Below are 17,149 nucleotides of genomic sequence, written 5' to 3' on the forward strand. Positions count from 1 at the left end.
AAAATGCTTTTTTCTAAGCCTCACATAGATATATACTTTCTGAATAATGACGCAATTTTTCTGACCACTGATTGCAAAGTTGATTCCATTCCTTTCGATTTACTAGAGGTGATTTTAATAAATCGAGAGGAATTCCTAAGTTTAACAATCTACCTTCCACAATAGAACGAGTGACTCCAGCTGGTACTGTTTGACCTACTGAAACAATCTTTTTCAATTCCGAAATCGTACAATTAGGGTGTCGCACAAGGACTTGATTCGAATCAGGGCGTAAGCAAGTTCCATTGGGGAACCGATTTACTTGGTAATCTCGATTATAAGTTGCGACAATTCGATGCCATGTGTGAAGTCTAGCTAGTAAGTCTCTCTTTCCCGTTTTTGCATACACAAAATGCTTTCTACCACTTGACTCTACTACTTCTACGATGGGCAACTCTTTTTGCACTGTGGATATCCAGCAGAGAGTAGAATCCTGCTTCACTTGTTCCAGCCAACTCCCTGATGATACGAGATGTTCCCAAGCATCCAGCTTTACATCTGATGAATCTACTAGTTGGATCGGAACCCGCTTACAACCCAACATTCCCAAAGCAGTAGTACGATGAGCACCATCTAGTATCAGATATTTATTTTCTGGTATAGCCATTGCAAGTAACGGATTTCGTAACTTGCCCTCCCTTTGAATCGCTTTGAGTGTTGTGATGGATCGAACCTTTTCTGTCGGTTCGTGCAAACGAATTTTTTCGATGTTCACCAGTTTAAGCGAAGATAAAATATGGATGGGAAACCCTCCTTGAAATAAAAAGTTTAAAAGACTAATTTCCGGATCGATTAAGCCGTATTTTCGTCCATAATCTTGCATTTCTTTGTTTCTGTTGGATATATTTCAATCTTACTGCACCGGCTATTGGTGCAATGGTAAGTACACTGAGTAGAATCCAAAAAAACTCTGGTTTATGTAGACGCACAAAATAATCATGAAGCATTCCACCAAAAAGATTTCCTAGAGACCCACCAATCGCCATTGCCATATTCGAAAAACCAAAATAAGCAGCTAAGGATTCTTTTGGAGCAATATGAGCAACATAACTTTGAAAAGCAGGTAAGAGCATCATTGATCCAAAAGAAAGGCCTCCTAAAATCAATGCAATGGTCCAAACAGAAATTCCAAATACGATTGGCATGTGAGCAAGAAACAGCACCACATAGGACAAGATAAAAATACGTTTTAGGCTTTTGTTGTTTGAAAATCTGGATATAGGCCATTGAAAAAAAACGACTAAGATGGTTACAAAGGAAAAAATCCATCCAGAAGAACCCGTTGCCTGATTAGCTGCAATCGGTAAAGTTAAATACAGCTGTTGGTAGAGAAAGTGAAAAGGCATGAGACTCAACGTAACGAACAGAAAAGATTTATGGCGAAAAATCTTTGTACTTTCTCGAATCCATGAGTCCTGTTTTTTCAAAACGGTATGATCGGGAAGAAAGAGAACCAACACACTCATCAATCCAAAAAGTACTCCCGAAAAAATAGACAACAGCAGAAATTGTTCGGTTTGAAAATAAAGACCAGCAAGTGGACCCAATACAGTTCCTGTATTTTCTATGACATTTAATAGAGAAAACGCATCTTTGTGTTGCTCAGATGGAGTGAATGACGTGAGGGATGCCCTCAATGCTGGACTAAACATTGCTCCTCCTAGTCCACTTAATCCAGCAGCAAGCAAAACCAAAGATGGATTGGTAGCCAATCCCATTCCGATAAATCCTAAGCCTCGTAATAGAAAACCACATAGAGCAACGGGCTTATAACCCAATCGATCTGCTAAAAAACCACCAACTACCATTAACCCCTGCTGACTCATAATCCGAATGGCAAGGATGACACCGACGAAGGAAACCGAGAATCCCACGGATTTACTAAAGTAAGTGGAGATAAATGGGACAAACAGGAAGAAGGTAAAAAACGCAATGAACTGGATGATTAAAATCAGCCATGTCGCAAAACCAAATCGATAGGGAAACCTTCTTTGTAACATCTCAGTAAAAAACCACCTCTTTCCAAGTTTGTTAGGATTTTATTTCCAACACACGACTATCGTAGCGGAAGATTATGAGGAATTAATGAAGGAAATCCAAGTTCACATTTTTTTCATACGATTCAAAAAAATAATTACAAATTGCTATTTACTCATGTTTAAATGTATAGAACAAAAAAATGACTGAATTTCCGTTGTGGACCCTCAAGTCATTTCACTTTAAAAATCGAATTTATTTATTTTTATTTTCTTAAAAGGAATGATTATTCAAATACATCCTCCACTCTTCACTGTAAAAAGATGAAATGAAAAGCCTATACATCCATCACAATATTTCTATTAAATCTTTAGGTTTCTTACAGTATAAATTTAATATAGATATTAGAGCTCCATATCTTCATTAAACCTACACAATTTTCAAGTAAGATGGTCTGGGATCAGAATGCAACAAATGGACCTAAATAAACTTAAAAATCCCGATATTATATGAAAGGAAAAAGCATGATTAATTGATCTTTCATTATGGCGTTCAGTAGTGTAGACCAATGTATGTGACGAAATTCTTATAAAAATCAGAAAGGAGATCATTTTATAGAATTTATTTTTGAGTTCTATTCCTAGCTTTTTATGATTTTAAAAAACTATAGATTCACCTTTATAATAATTTAGATAATATTTACATTAATCTATGAAAATAACATTTAAAGATCATAAAATAAGAGGAGTGATTACATTGAATAAGCATTCACATCATGATCATCAGCATAATGATGATCATGAACACATGAAACATCAACATCACGAACATCATGAGCATCTACACAAAAATCATCAGCACAAAAGTCATGATGATCACTCTTCTTCTAAAAATCATGATCATCATAGTAGCCATGGTCACCATGCGCATATGATTGATGATTTTAAGAAGCGCTTTTATATTTCCATCGCAATAACCATACCGATTCTACTTTTATCCCACATGATTCAATCTTTTTTAAATGTAGATTGGAAATTTCCTTTCGATATTTATATCTTATTTTTGTTATCTACTTTTGTTTTCTTTTATGGAGGTTATCCTTTTTTAAAAGGGGCAATCGACGAATTAAAACAAAAGATACCAGGAATGATGACACTTATAGCTTTAGCTATTACAGTCGCTTATGTATACAGCACGTTCATTGTGTTCGGTTTATCTGGAATGGATTTTTTCTGGGAGCTAGCAACGCTAATTGACATTATGCTTCTTGGTCACTGGATTGAAATGAAATCCATTATGGGCGCATCAAATGCGCTGGAAGAGTTAGTCAAACTCATGCCAACAGAAGCTCATCGCATCGATGAAAAAGGTAATATGAAGGATGTTCCCGTTTCCGTGTTGAAACCAGGAGATCATGTACTTGTAAAACCAGGTGAAAAGATCCCAGTAGATGGTGAGATCCTAGAAGGAAAATCTTCCATCAATGAGGCTATGTTAACAGGAGAATCTGTTCCTGTTATAAAACAAGTCGGAGATGAAGCAATTGGGGGTTCCATTAATGGTGAAGGTGCCTTGATGGTAGCCGTAAAAAAAATCGGGCATGAAACGTACTTGTCTCAAGTAATTAATCTCGTGAAAGAAGCACAAGCTTCCAAATCACGGACACAAGATCTTTCCAACCGAGCTGCTAAATGGTTATTTTATGTAGCCTTGATTGCAGGGGTAGGAACTTTTCTCGTTTGGCTGTTCTTGGGTGCTAGTTTATCATTTGCTTTAGAACGTATGGTAACTGTCATGGTAATCTCTTGTCCTCATGCTTTAGGACTTGCAGCTCCGTTAGTAGTAGCAGTGTCAACCGCGATTTCTGCAAAGAAGGGATTGCTTATACGAAATAGAGTCCACTTTGAAGATGCATGGAAAATTAAAGCTGTTGTATTTGATAAAACTGGTACGTTAACCAAGGGAGAATTCGGTGTAACTGACATTCTATTGAATTCCAACTTAACAGAAGAAGAGTTGTTGAAGCTAGCTGGCTCTCTTGAAGCACAATCCGAACATCCTATTGCAAAGGGAATTGTAAAGGAATTAGAAAACAGGAATTTGTCTATCATCAAACCTGACAAATTTGAATCTCTTACAGGTAAAGGATTACACGGCATAGTAAATGGCAAGGAAGTAAAGGTAGTGAGCCCAGGGTATTTGAGAGAAGAAAACATTTCTTTCAAGCAAGAGAACTTTCAACGATTAGCAGATCAAGGGAAAACAGTTGTATTTGTGATCGTCAATAATGAATTAAAAGGCATGATTGCACTCTCCGACATGGTACGGGAAAGTGCAAAGGAAGCCCTCCAACAGTTAAAAAAGGTTGGCGTTCAGTCCTTTATGTTAACTGGAGATAATAAGCAAGCTGCTGACTACGTTGGAAAACAACTGGGGATTTCTGAAGTGTATGCGGAAGTACTTCCTCATCAAAAGTCTGATAAAATCGAGGAAATCAAAAGAAGGGGCTTGTCCGTTGCAATGACTGGAGATGGTGTAAATGATGCTCCTGCACTAGCAAAATCAGATCTAGGAATCGCAATTGGCACAGGTACTGATGTTGCAATAGAAACAGCTGATGTTATCTTAGTTAAAAGCGATCCAAAAGATGTTCCTATTATTATTGAACTTTCTAGAGCAACCTATAGAAAAATGGTGCAAAATCTCTGGTGGGCAGCTGGATATAACATCGCAACCATCCCATTAGCAGCAGGAATTTTGTATAAACAAGGAATCTTACTTAGTCCAGCAATTGGGGCAGTATTAATGAGCTTAAGTACTGTTATTGTTGCTATCAATGCAAAGCTTCTTAAGATTTGATCAAGTAGAAAAATAGCGCTTTGAAATGAACAAAAGGTTGGAATAATCTTCTATTATTCCAACCTCTTTGCTTATGTTGTTGACAGATTGATACGATAATATGAGAATTTTTATTATATTCGTTATTTCATCAGTTTGTGCATAGTGACTAGAAGCTCATCAATCACTTCTTGGTCTCCTTCTTGGAAACGTTCAATCACACAACTTTTCATATGTTGTTCCAAGAGCAACTTCCCTACACTATTTAGAGAGGATTGAATAGAAGCAATTTGGTTTAACACATCATCACAATACGTATCCTTTTCAATCATTCCTTTTACACCACGTACTTGTCCTTCGATTCGATTTAGTCGATTTATTAAATTTTTCTTGATCTTATCAGAATGATGGCTTTTGCGTTCATTGGGAAGATGACAGGATACATGCGAAAGTTTTTCTACTTGGTTATTCATCTCGTTTCACTCCTTCTCCTTTATTATAACATAGACCCCTATCCTATATGAAAAGTGCAGAAATGCCCTAATTTTCGTTTGTAAAACCTCACTACCCGGCGTCATTTATACATTGATACTTGTTTGATTTATTTAAGATGATTATTTTTAATTAAAGCACATCATATCCTTGATCTTCAATTGCTTCCTTAATTTGCTCTAAATTTACTTTCTTTTCATCATACTCTACTTTTACTGTGTCGTTAGCCAAGTTCACTTTTCCTTTTGATCCAATCTCACGCAATGCACCTTCAATAGATACTACACAATGATTACAACTCATACCTTCTACTTTCAACTCTACATTAGACATCATTTCGCTCTCCTTTTTTTACACGTTTATTTGGTTAGAAGACAAATCTTTCGATTATCTTCCTCTTTTTTTGTCTCTTTATGATTAATAGTATACCCCCCTATACTATTTAAGTCAACCCTCTTTTTCAAAATACAATAAAAGGATTTATTCTGATTTAGATAAAAACCTATCGCAGTATTGGATAGGTTTTTATCTGGAATTATTGATTAATTTGTATTCTTTGGTGTACGCACGAACAACAAAGTCAAGAATGCACCGATTAACGCTATTATTGCGGCTCCTACAAATGCTGCATGAAATCCAGTATTTAAGGCAACAACTTGTACTGCTCCTTGATTTAATTGTCCTTGTGTCCAAGTTGCTGCTACTGCAACAATCGCCGCTAAACCTAACGCGGATCCAATTTGATAACTTGTATTCGAAAGACCGGAAGCTAAACCTGTTTCCTCTGGTTTCGCACCAGCCATCGAAGCCATCGTAGCAGGGATATAAGCCAGAGACATTCCCAATGCCCCTAATAAGGAAGCTGGTAATACATTTACTACAAAGTTTCCATCTGTTGGGGTTGTTGTAGCAAACAAGAACAAGGAAACTGCGAGTAAAATCATTCCGATTACAATGTTACTTTTCATTCCAAAACGCTGTACCAATCGACCAGTAACTCCAACCATCAAGACCATAATAAGAACAGTCATCGGTACAAGTGCCAATCCTCCTGCAAAAGCGGAAAATTTAAGAACTTGTTGCAAGTAAAGATTGAGGTAGAACCATAGTGGGATCCAAGATCCTGCAAGTAACACGAGTGAGATATTTCCAGCCAATAAGTTAGGCGCTTTAAATATGTGTAATGGAACAAGTGGTTCTTTCTTTTTCGATTGAATCACGAAGAAAATAATGAGCAATACAGCTGCTACAATCAACAATCCAATAGTTTGGGTTGATCCCCATCCTACATGCTCTGCAGAAACGATCGCATATACGGCGATGATCAGTGCAGCAGTAATGGCTAGAGCTCCTGCAATATCTACGCTTCCCTTACGACGAGTCCCTATAGGAAAGACCATCATACTAAATATCAAAGCAAAGATTCCAATTGGGATATTAATCAAAAATACCCAGTTCCAACTTAACCATTCGGTAATAACTCCTCCAAAAAACACTCCTGCTGTACCACCTGCTGCTGCCGATGCTCCCCAAACACCTAGGGCTTTTGTTAATTCTTTTGGTTGACCTCCAAACAAATGCATCAAAATCGTAAGTGCTGCTGGTGCGATAAACGCCGAACCTAATCCCTGAACAGCACGACCGATATTCATCGATGCCTCAGACCAAGCCAAACCTGCTAGCAGAGATCCAATAGAAAGAATCGTAAATCCGAGCATAAACATTCGTCGTTGACCAAATAAATCCGACAGTCGGCCACCTAATAAGAGTAACCCCCCAAAAACAACTACATAAGCATTAAATACCCACTGCAAGCTACTTTGCGTATACCCGAGAGCCTCTTTTATAGCAGGTAAAGCTACCCCAATAATGGAAGTGTCCATAATTACGATAAATTGTGCCAAAGCCAGTAAAAATAATGCTTTCCACCTGCGTGGATCTGGTAATGATGCGGATTTTGTTGACATTGTTTTCTCCAACTTTCTTATTCTTATAATTTTTATTACTATACTACCCTATCCTATATTAATGGGTATAAGATTGGAAGATCAGCAGCACGGCATGTTGCTGTCTCCCATCCATACTTTCTACTTTTTCATGTATAATTTTATTTTTTCGTAATTTGATTAATATCTTCATAGTTATTAGAAAAACCAACGAATACATGATCATCGACGACAATAGTTGGTACAATTTGTTTTCCTGTTAGATCATAAACCTCCTGAGGATAATCAGGATTTGTAGTACAATCTTTTTCCGTAAACACAACTCCATTTTCTTGGAAATAGCGCTTGGCATCATGGCAATCGGAACAGGTCGGAATCGTATAAATCACTACATTTGGTTGTCTCATTTGTTTCTCCTTTTGATCCATTTTTTTGTTCCTTACATTACTAATTTAATTCTCGATATACTCTATAGGGGTATATCGGATTTAAAATTTTTTTACCTTATTGGGTATAAGATCAAATTACATTGTACCCTTTGTCTTCAATTGCTGCTTTCAATACCTCTAAACTCACATGTTTTTCATCGTATTCAACAATCACGGTTTTATTTGGTAAGTCTACTTCTACATTTGTATGAAAGGGGGTCAATGCTCCTTTGACGATCATGGCACAATGCTGAGAACCCATTCCTTTTACTTGTAATACTTCTTTTTTCATGATGATCCCTCCATGAGTATCGAATTTGGATAATATGATTTCATTTGGGGGTATGCCTTTCGTGTTAAGAGCAACTCATTTCTAATCTCTTATGTAGCTGCGATACTGCTCTTTTCCTTTTCGCGGTCCCCTTTATGGTTATAAATATAGCATACCCCCTTACCCTATGTAAAGGTTTTTTTATTATTTTTTAAAATAAATTTTTTTTTACTAAATACACAAATAGAACATAGGGTAATGGAGATAGGAAAGACCTAGAAAGCAAAATTTATCTAGGTCTATGCTATTCTTAATGTCCCATTCCTTCGTGTCCTTCCCCACTAGCAGAGACAATTTCTAACATTTCATCAATCATCCCTTGCGAGGAAAATGGGATAGATTTCTCTGTGCCTATGATAAATCCATGATTATAAGGTCCCTCGGTAGGTTCTGTCTTGTATTTTGGTTGTAAACCCATTAAATATCCATGGATTAAGGAAGATAACTCTGTTTCTTGCAAAAGCAACATAGGAGCATGTTTTCCTAAATGAGCAAATGGAGCACTTGCTATCCCAGCATCTACTTGATCCGTCTTCACAAAGGTTAAACCATGACCAGGTTGATTTACACCCCAACCAAAACCAGTCGAAGCATCTTTGAACCTAGCAAAAGCGATAGCATTTGCTTCTGGTGTCTCCCCTGAAATCCTAGTTACTTTGCCATAAGCTTGTAGCTGTTGTTCTACTTTTTTGGAAACTACACTTTCCGGACCTAACAAATAAATGGTCGCTTTGTTTTTTCGTTGTTTCAATGCATTCATGGTAGCTTGTGGGATCGAATTTTTACTGACGTACAAAAGAGGTTCCGGCATATGCGCAATCCAATTGGCTGCTGGAAGTGTATAATCAGATGAATCCATCGATCCAACAACGATACCATTCGGGAACTTCCCACCACTAACTTTGGCATAGTACGCATCAAATTCATTTGCCATTTGTGCAGGTTCGTTTCCCTTGATCTGGTCTACTTTCCAACCTTGTTTCTCTAATTGCTCTCGCACACTATCAGCAAAATCACCCACTAAAATAACTTGAACTCCCTTGTTCATTTTACTTCCAGTCGGCTTTAAACGTTGTAGTTCTTGCAAAGTCGTTTTAGGAATTTGATTTTTTTCTGCATACAAAAGCGGACCATTATTTGGGTGATGAACCAAGGTAACAGCTGGTAGATTCACTTTCCAATCACCTATAACTCCGATTAACACTGCACTGGGGCGATTCCCATCACTAGTCGCTGGCCAAATAATTTGTGATGTCTCTATCGCCACTTGGATTGGATCATCTTGATTAATCCGAGTAATATTTTTGGTATTCACATTGATGCGACCTTTCGTCGCAGATGGATTTGTATTGGAATCACTCATCCCATGGTTGGAATGATCGGTCGAATTTGCCTCTTTTTTCCCCGCACATCCAACTAAGATAAGAGAAAATACGAGAATACATACAAAAACAGAAGAAAACCACTTTGATCGAAACATGATGATGCAACCTCCTTTGGAAACTGGATTTATCGTAAACAACAATTGTGTAGAAATGATGAAATTGATTTAGCAAAGCAAAAATCCCCAGCCTTAAGGAGCTGGAGCAATATAATTATTTTATTTGATATGCGGTTCATGAGAGGCAACTGTATCTGGCTCTACCAAAAATGAAAAACCTCTAGATACTTCAAAAAAACCTATCGGATACAAATCCCATAGGTTTATAGATTAATTATAGGTTGTGTAACTTTTCTTTATCTTTTCACACGTTGAAGACGCAAGGCATTGAGTACAACTGATACAGAACTCAGGGCCATCGCTGCACCTGCTAACCATGGAGCGAGGAAACCGAGGGCTGCAATCGGAATACCAATCACGTTATAGGCCAGTGCCCAGAATAGGTTTTGCTTAATATTGCGCATCGTTTTTCGGCTCATGAATATCGCATCAGCAATGCTAGTCAAATCGCCACGCATCAAAGTTACATCTGCGGCTTCCATCGCGACATCGGTACCTGTACCAATCGCCATCCCAATATCGGCTGTTGCAAGGGCCGGTGCATCGTTGATCCCGTCTCCAACCATCGCCACTTTCTTGCCTTCTGCTTGCAGCTTTTTCACTTCTTCTGCTTTTCCTTCTGGCAATACTTCAGCTAATACACGATCTACTCCCACTTCTTGCCCAATTGCCCCAGCGGTACGCTGGTTGTCCCCAGTAATCATGATTACTTCTAAACCTAGTTCTTTCAAACGGCGAATCGCTTCTTGGGACGTATCTTTGACGGTATCTGCTACCGCTACCAATCCTGCATACTGACCATCAATCGCTACTAACATCGCAGTTTTCCCTGATTCTTCTAGTTCTGCCATCTTCGATTCGATCGCAGCTACATCAATACCATGTTTGGCCATCAGCTTTCTTGTTCCAACAAGTAATTCTTTCTTCTCAACTACTGCTCGAATACCGTAACCAGGAATCGCTTCAAAATCTTCTGTATCCGGCATCGTAATGCCTTTTTCTTTCACTCCTTCTACAATCGCTTCTGCCAATGGGTGTTCGGAGTTTTTCTCTGCTGCACCCACCATAGTCAAGAAGTGGCTTTCATTTATGCCATCTGCAACACGAACATCCGTTAAGACCGGTTTTCCGTTGGTGATGGTTCCTGTTTTATCCAAGACAACCGTATTGATTTGATGAGTGGATTCCAGGTGCTCCCCACCTTTAAACAACACTCCCCACTCTGCTGCGCGGCCAGATCCTGCCATGATCGAGGTAGGAGTAGCCAATCCAAGGGCACAAGGACAAGCAATAACGAGAACAGCGATCGCTTTTTCGAGTGCACTTGCAAACTCTCCAGGTGCAACAGCAAAATACCAGATCAAGAAGGTGACAACGGCAATTCCCACTACAATTGGAACAAATACTCCTGAGATTTGGTCTGCTACCCGTTGGATTGGAGCTTTGGAGCCTTGTGCTTCTTCTACTACTTGAATAATTTGAGCAAGTGCAGTATCTTTCCCCACTTTGGTTGCTTTCACCATTAGACGACCGTTTTTGTTGATAGTAGCACCGATCACTGCGTCACCAATGCGTTTTTCAATCGGAATACTTTCTCCGGTTAACATGGATTCATCTACCGCAGAGGTTCCTTCTACCACTTCTCCATCAACAGGAATCTTTTCTCCTGGTTTGACGATCAGTACATCCCCAGTTACCACTTCTTCAATCGGAACTTGTACTTCTTCTCCGTTTCTTACCACTAATGCCGTTTTCGCTTGTAAGCCCATTAATTTTTTGATTGCTTCGGAAGAACGACCTTTGGCACGTGCTTCAAACAATTTCCCAAGAATAATGAGGGTGATCAACACAGCGCTGGTTTCATAATACAATTCGACTTGGTGATGCGATTCTTGACCAATGTTAGCAAAAGTCAGGTACAAACTATAGAAATATGCAGCTGATGTGCCAAGCGCGACCAACACATCCATATTAGCGCTTTTGTTTCGCAGCGCTTTGTATGCTCCTACATAGAAGTGTCCACCAATGATAAATTGTACGGGAGTAGCTAATACCAATTGGAACCATGGGTTCATAAAAATGTCAGGTAACCAGATAAACGAAGTGAACGAAAAGTGACTGACCATCGCCCATAACAAAGGCAAGGACAACAAACCGGATACGATAAATTTGCGGGTTTGTTTTTTTATTTCTTTTTGCCGGTGATCGGAGTCATTTCCTGCTGCTTCTTTGAGCTGTGCTTTGTATCCGATCTTTTCGACTTTTTGAATCATGTCTTTTGTTTGGACTTCACTGGGCGAATACTCCACATGGGCCGTTTCCAAAGCAAAGTTCACTGTTGCTTTGGATACACCAGGAAGTTTGTTCAACCCTTTTTCAATACGATTGGCACAAGCTGCACACGTCATACCTGTCAATTTTAGCTCTACCGTTTCTTTTACTGTTCCATAACCGAGAGAAGAAATTTTTGCTTCCAACTCGCTAACATCCGTTTTAGAATCATCATAGGAAACCGTAGCGGTTTCTAAGGCAAAGTTGACATTGGCATCGGACACCCCTGGTATTTTTTTCAAACCTTTCTCTATACGATTTGCACAGGCTGCGCACGTCATACCTGTAATTTTCATCTTTTGCTGTGTTGCCATGAATGGGGCTCCTTTCATCTTTTATACCCTATAGGGGTATAATGGACGGAAAATTTTTTTACCCCTATAGGGTATAAAGCCTTAGCTTACATCATAACCTTCGTTTCCAATAGCTTCTTTTATTATGTTATAACTTCATTAGTCTTTTCATAGTCGGAAGTACTTTATCCATTATTTCATCATCTTCTTTTTCATATCCAACTATACAACTTCGTAAATGGCCTTCTATAAGAACGTTACTTGCACTACGGAGAGCCGATTGGACCGCAGAAATTTGGTTTATTACATCATCACAATATGTCTTTTTGTCAATTAACTTCTTTATTCCTCGAACCTGTCCTTCAATTCGATTCAGGCGAGAGGTTAAATTATGTTTTACATTTTTAGAATGTTGACTCTCCCTTGTACTAGAGCAACATATTTCTTCTGAATGATCAGGAGTTTGTAGCTCTTTCATAATGTTTTCCCCTTTCTGGATTTAAATATAGCATACCCCCTCACCCTATGTAAAGTGTTTTTAAAAATAAAATTTTTCTATACAGAAAAAGACCTTCATAAAAATCGATATGGAGGCACACAATGCCAAGTCATGTCGTCCATACTATTTGCAATTCATACAAAATGACATCCACAAGTAGGATCAGTCCATTTTGTATTTCCTTGTCACAAAGGATACTCCCTCCCATCTTGTCTTCTGTGAAATATACTACACCAAACTTACCCAATGAACAGGTGTTTCACCCCATAAAATGGTATATCTCCTCCTAGATGTTAGTTAATCAACACAACATGAACACAAGTATAATATTCTGTCTAGTATGAGCAAAAACCCGAATCAAAGATTATTCACTTATGATTCGAGTTTTTTGTCAAAATTCACTATTCAATTGGCAGACTTCCGCAAGTAAAAGAGGATCAATATTACCACCACTAACAATAACACCAATTCTCTTCTTTTGTATCGGGAAACGATTTGCTAGTAAAGCTGCTAAAGTAACAGCTGCAGAAGGTTCCATTATTATTTTTAGTCTAGTCACAGCAAAATAAATGGCTCGCATAATCTCATCGTCTGTAACCGTGACAATATCTTCTACATGTTCTTGAATAATCGGGAAAGTAAGTGTGCCAGGAGTAGTTGCACGTAAACCATCCGCAATAGTATTAGATGGATCAATACTTATTCGATTTCTCTTTCTTAAAGAAATCAATGTATCATTAGCACTTTCTGGCTCCACACCAAAAATGCGAGTTTTGCTATTAAAACCATGTGCTGCAATAGAAGTACCAGAGATTAACCCTCCACCTCCAATAGGAACAACAATAGTATCTAGCGACTCTACTTCTTGGAGCAACTCAAGAGCCGCTGTACCTGCTCCTGCTATAACTCTAGGATCATCGTATGGCGGAATCAAACTCATCCCTTTTTCTTCTGAGAAACGACTAGCTATCTCTTCTCGATTTTCGCGAAACCGATCATAAAAAATAGATTCCCCACCATATCCTTTAGCTGCTTCCTTTTTAATGGAAGGAGAATCTGAGGGCATACAATTCACTGCATGAACGCCTAACAATTTGGAAGCTAAAGCTACGGCTTGAGCATGATTCCCAGAAGAAAAAGCGATAACTCCTTTTTCTTTCTCTTCTTTCGTTAATTGACAGATAGTATTGTATGCGCCTCTAAACTTAAAGGCACCCCCTCGCTGGAAATTTTCGCACTTTAAAAATATCTCGTATCCTGTGATATTGTTTAATGTTTTCGAAGTCATCACAGGTGTATGATGAACTACCCTATCAATTCGTTCTAATGCTTGTCTAACAGACGAATAATCAACTTTTAACGACAATTTTAAACCACCTGTCCCTTTTTTATAGGTATAAGCATCCTATTCAATATAATACGCTTTGTGATTATTACATTACAAAATTATATTCATATTACTATTAACGTAATCTGGCAGTCGATACTGCTTATAAAGCAAATTCACTTATTTGTTTATGATACATGCAAGGTATTCACTCACCTAAATACAGAGCTGAATACCTCTTTCATTCATGGAAGGCTGATCATTAACAACCAGCATGATAGTCATATTGGTTGTTTAGATGAATGAAAGCGAGGGATATTGCCATGCTGATCAAACACCTGGATATTTCCAAGACAAAGGTATCCAGAAAGAGCATTTATATCTTCTATATCATCATAAAAACAGAGGGGAAAAACAAAAAAACCTGACCAGCGATAACCGATCAGGCAATTGAGAGAGTTTTGATGTTAGAACAGAGTATATCACAAGTGATGGGAAATCCTCGCTTTTTTATTATTATCAGTTGTTTTCCTTGAAGATGGTGATCCGAGATAACTCCATAAGTGGCCACAGTGATATATTGGTGTGTATTTCTGGATACAAACCAATCTGATACGGAAAATGCTAAACACCTTAATCGAAGAGCCAATAAGCACCGTTAAATTCGTTTGCATCCGCATTATTTACATTTTTTCTATCTGTATGGCTGTATTTTGTACTTACCTTGGACTTATCCCATGCCCATCAAGTTAAAAAAGCAGTGTGAGTTAGAACCTCTTTAGGTTCTAACTCACTTTTTCGGCTTAGAATTTACATTTCATTTGGATGCCATTCTGGTTTTAGAATTCGGTACAATCCTACATCACACCGAGTTCCATCGACCTTTTTCAGATAGGCTTCTAGAATACCCTCTTTTTTAAATCCTAGTTTTAGAACCATTCGTTCCGAACTGTCGTTCCCTTCCATTACTGTCAACTGAATCCTGTAGGCGTTAAGTTCTTGAATTGCATAATGTACTAGCAACTTCAAGGCTTTAGAAGCATACCCTCTTCCCCAAAATTTTTGGGCGAAAAAGACCCAACCAATCTCTACTCGTTCGCTTTCTTGGTTGAATCCAAGTAGGGATACACTTCCAACTACTTGTCCAGATTGATTTACTACAACGAATGGGAGTCGTTCACCACGATCCCTTTCGTTAATCGCCTTTTGTACTAGAAGGTCAATTTCGACTTGGGAATTCGGAACCGTCGGAAGACGCAACCATTTCCAAACCTCAGGGTTGTTACCAACTGAATCCCAAAGTTCTGATGAATGTTCCTTCGATAGGGGTACCAATTTTACTTGGTTACCATCTAGCATCGGATATTCTGAATGCATCACTACTCCTATAGGTGTGATCGGCATTTCTATACTTCTAAGCACAATCAGAATAACATTAGATTTATTATTAAACAATCTGGTAAATATGACATTCATCTAAAGGCAATGGATTCAAACATCTAACACACTTACATCCATCTCGAATTCCACTATTTCAAATCTGCCAAATCCTATACTTCTGCCATCAGCAAGCCCAACAAGTGTCCCAGCTTCATTAACAACAGCTTGCATTTGCTGAGGACTAACAACTGTTGCATCCCACATAATTGTAAAAGAAACATTCCAACCAATGGAGGCTGCAACTCGATAACGAATGTTACGAGATTTTGTGTTTGGATTGCGAACTGATGCAATGTGTAAATAAACTGGTTCTGTTGAATCTTGTGTTAATTCTTCTTTATTTATCATGTTATTAAGGGGGTCATCCGAGATAAGTCCAATTTTGTTATTGCCTTGATAGGCATGTAGCGCTACCCCTACTATAATTAATCCGTTGATTTACGAGTAATTACCCAAAATATCAGGGCGATGACACTAAAGGAAGCTCCCAAAAGACAGACACCATTCCATCCAAATTTATCATACATATTTGTTGAGGTTATTGAACCTATGGCACTACCGATTGAATAAAAAGTCATGTATGCAGCAGTAAGTCTACTTCTTGCTTCAGGACGTACTGCCAAAATAAAACTTTGGTTGGTAACATGTACAGCCTGGACAGCGAGGTCTAGAAGAATGATTCCAATCACCAATGCAAGTAGAGAGTAGTTTATAAGGTCGATGAGAGCCCATGAGAAAACTAATAACAAAAGCGCAATTCCTGTGGTTCTTTGTCCTAACCCTCGATCTGCAAACTGTCCAGCTTTCGCAGCTGCAATAGCTCCAGCTATTCCAGCGATGCCGAAAGCTCCAATAATCGTATGGGAAAGAGAGTGTGGTGGTGCACTCAGAGGTAACACCAAGGAAGTCCATAGGGTACTAAAAGTAGCGAATATAAATAATGCTAAAGTGCCTCGAATAAGTAGAATCCTTTCCTCAGCAAATAATAAGAGTACAGAGCGCAATAACTTCGGATAAGATAAAGAAGATTGCCTAAATGGTTCATTTGGCAGTTTTTGTGAAAGTAAGAAAATGATAAAAAGCATAAATCCAGCAGACGTAAAATAAACCGCACGCCACCCTCCTAAATCTGAAACGATACCAGAAATGGTTCGAGCTAAAAGAATACCTATCACAATTCCACTAGTCACAAAACCAACGATACTTCCACGTTCAGATGGAGAAGATAGAGTGGATGCATATGCAACGATGGTTTGTGTAATCGTCGCTAGTACCCCAACGATAGCGATTCCGAGGAAAAAGATAATCTCAGAAGGTGAGAAGCAAATGACAACTAGAGCAACACTCATCATAAACATTTGACTTAGAATAAGGCGGCGAGGGCTTATTAAATCCCCAAGTGGGACTAGGAATATCAGACCTATAGCATAAAAGATTTGAGTAACAGTAATTACAATCCCGATGGTGGAGGGATGAATATGAAAATCATTTGCTATCGAATCAAGTAGCGGATGAGCATAATAGATATTTGCAACAGCTAACCCACAAGCGATTGCTAATAATACTTTCATATAAGGTGTGATAACAGATTCGGTAGCAGATGTTAAAAAAATTGTTTCCGTATCTTTGTGATTCATTAGATTGGTTGATATTTTTTTGGCACGCATACTATTTTTCCCCTTCCTAAATTTCATACTAATCAGTATG

15 protein-coding genes are annotated in these 17,149 nt (G+C 38.4%); 1 reads left to right on the forward strand and 14 read right to left on the reverse strand.

The genetic code is table 11. The annotated features are described in order from the left end of the window. Positions 1 to 13: 13 nt before the first annotated feature. Entirely contained in the window at positions 14 to 862 is an 849-nt protein-coding gene (locus A3GQ_RS0104430) for a ParB N-terminal domain-containing protein (RefSeq protein ID WP_083964096.1), read from the reverse strand. Beyond that, positions 816 to 2,039 (reverse strand): MFS transporter, encoded by a 1,224-nt coding sequence (locus A3GQ_RS0104435; RefSeq protein ID WP_028776032.1) that lies wholly within the window; start codon positions 2,037 to 2,039, stop codon positions 816 to 818. Before A3GQ_RS0104435 ends, A3GQ_RS0104430 begins: the two co-directional genes overlap by 47 nt. 784 nt (positions 2,040 to 2,823) lie before the next feature. Between A3GQ_RS0104435 and A3GQ_RS0104440 the strand changes: the two genes are divergently transcribed. Beyond that, positions 2,824 to 4,875 carry a heavy metal translocating P-type ATPase gene (locus tag A3GQ_RS0104440; RefSeq protein ID WP_028776033.1) on the forward strand — a complete coding sequence of 684 codons (2,052 nt, stop codon included), beginning with the start codon at positions 2,824 to 2,826 and terminating at the stop codon, positions 4,873 to 4,875. Between the two features lie 122 nt (positions 4,876 to 4,997). Here the strand turns inward: A3GQ_RS0104440 and A3GQ_RS0104445 are convergent, their stop codons facing one another. From A3GQ_RS0104445 to A3GQ_RS0104510, 12 genes are all read right to left on the reverse strand, one after another. Then, positions 4,998 to 5,327 carry a metal-sensitive transcriptional regulator gene (locus tag A3GQ_RS0104445; protein WP_028776034.1) on the reverse strand — a complete coding sequence of 110 codons (330 nt, stop codon included), beginning with the start codon at positions 5,325 to 5,327 and terminating at the stop codon, positions 4,998 to 5,000. Positions 5,328 to 5,478: 151 nt separating this feature from the next. Further along, entirely contained in the window at positions 5,479 to 5,679 is a 201-nt protein-coding gene (locus A3GQ_RS0104450) for a copper ion binding protein (RefSeq protein ID WP_028776035.1), read from the reverse strand. Between the two features lie 209 nt (positions 5,680 to 5,888). After that, positions 5,889 to 7,313: an MFS transporter gene (locus A3GQ_RS0104455; RefSeq protein ID WP_028776036.1), complete on the reverse strand. Its 1,425-nt coding sequence runs from the start codon at positions 7,311 to 7,313 to the stop codon at positions 5,889 to 5,891. Positions 7,314 to 7,453: 140 nt separating this feature from the next. Further along, a complete protein-coding gene (locus A3GQ_RS0104460) occupies positions 7,454 to 7,699 on the reverse strand; it encodes a glutaredoxin family protein (protein WP_028776037.1) in 246 nt (81 codons plus the stop codon). Positions 7,700 to 7,811: 112 nt separating this feature from the next. Then, positions 7,812 to 8,012 carry a heavy-metal-associated domain-containing protein gene (locus A3GQ_RS0104465; RefSeq protein ID WP_028776038.1) on the reverse strand — a complete coding sequence of 67 codons (201 nt, stop codon included), beginning with the start codon at positions 8,010 to 8,012 and terminating at the stop codon, positions 7,812 to 7,814. Positions 8,013 to 8,301: 289 nt separating this feature from the next. Beyond that, positions 8,302 to 9,414, reverse strand: coding sequence for a cell wall-binding repeat-containing protein (locus tag A3GQ_RS23385; protein ID WP_051271260.1), 1,113 nt, complete (start codon positions 9,412 to 9,414; stop codon positions 8,302 to 8,304). A 374-nt stretch (positions 9,415 to 9,788) separates the two neighbouring features. Further along, entirely contained in the window at positions 9,789 to 12,197 is a 2,409-nt protein-coding gene (locus A3GQ_RS0104475; RefSeq protein WP_028776039.1) for a heavy metal translocating P-type ATPase, read from the reverse strand. 127 nt (positions 12,198 to 12,324) lie between these two features. Further along, positions 12,325 to 12,654, reverse strand: coding sequence for a metal-sensing transcriptional repressor (locus A3GQ_RS0104480; RefSeq protein ID WP_028776040.1), 330 nt, complete (start codon positions 12,652 to 12,654; stop codon positions 12,325 to 12,327). A 412-nt stretch (positions 12,655 to 13,066) separates the two neighbouring features. Then, positions 13,067 to 14,041, reverse strand: coding sequence for a pyridoxal-phosphate dependent enzyme (locus A3GQ_RS0104490; protein ID WP_028776041.1), 975 nt, complete (start codon positions 14,039 to 14,041; stop codon positions 13,067 to 13,069). A 771-nt stretch (positions 14,042 to 14,812) separates the two neighbouring features. After that, the gene (locus A3GQ_RS0104500; RefSeq protein ID WP_169818242.1) at positions 14,813 to 15,406 is read right to left on the reverse strand and encodes a GNAT family N-acetyltransferase; all 594 of its coding nucleotides are present in this window, start codon (positions 15,404 to 15,406) and stop codon (positions 14,813 to 14,815) included. A gap of 87 nt (positions 15,407 to 15,493) precedes the next feature. After that, on the reverse strand, positions 15,494 to 15,790 hold the full coding sequence (locus A3GQ_RS23390) for a hypothetical protein (RefSeq protein WP_051271203.1): 297 nt from the start codon (positions 15,788 to 15,790) through the stop codon (positions 15,494 to 15,496). A 77-nt stretch (positions 15,791 to 15,867) separates the two neighbouring features. Next, positions 15,868 to 17,079 (reverse strand): MFS transporter, encoded by a 1,212-nt coding sequence (locus A3GQ_RS0104510; RefSeq protein WP_245596743.1) that lies wholly within the window; start codon positions 17,077 to 17,079, stop codon positions 15,868 to 15,870. Between the last annotated feature and the right edge of the window lie 70 nt (positions 17,080 to 17,149).

This window comes from Shimazuella kribbensis DSM 45090 (assembly GCF_000428065.1).
Lineage (GTDB): Bacteria > Bacillota > Bacilli > Thermoactinomycetales > Thermoactinomycetaceae > Shimazuella > Shimazuella kribbensis.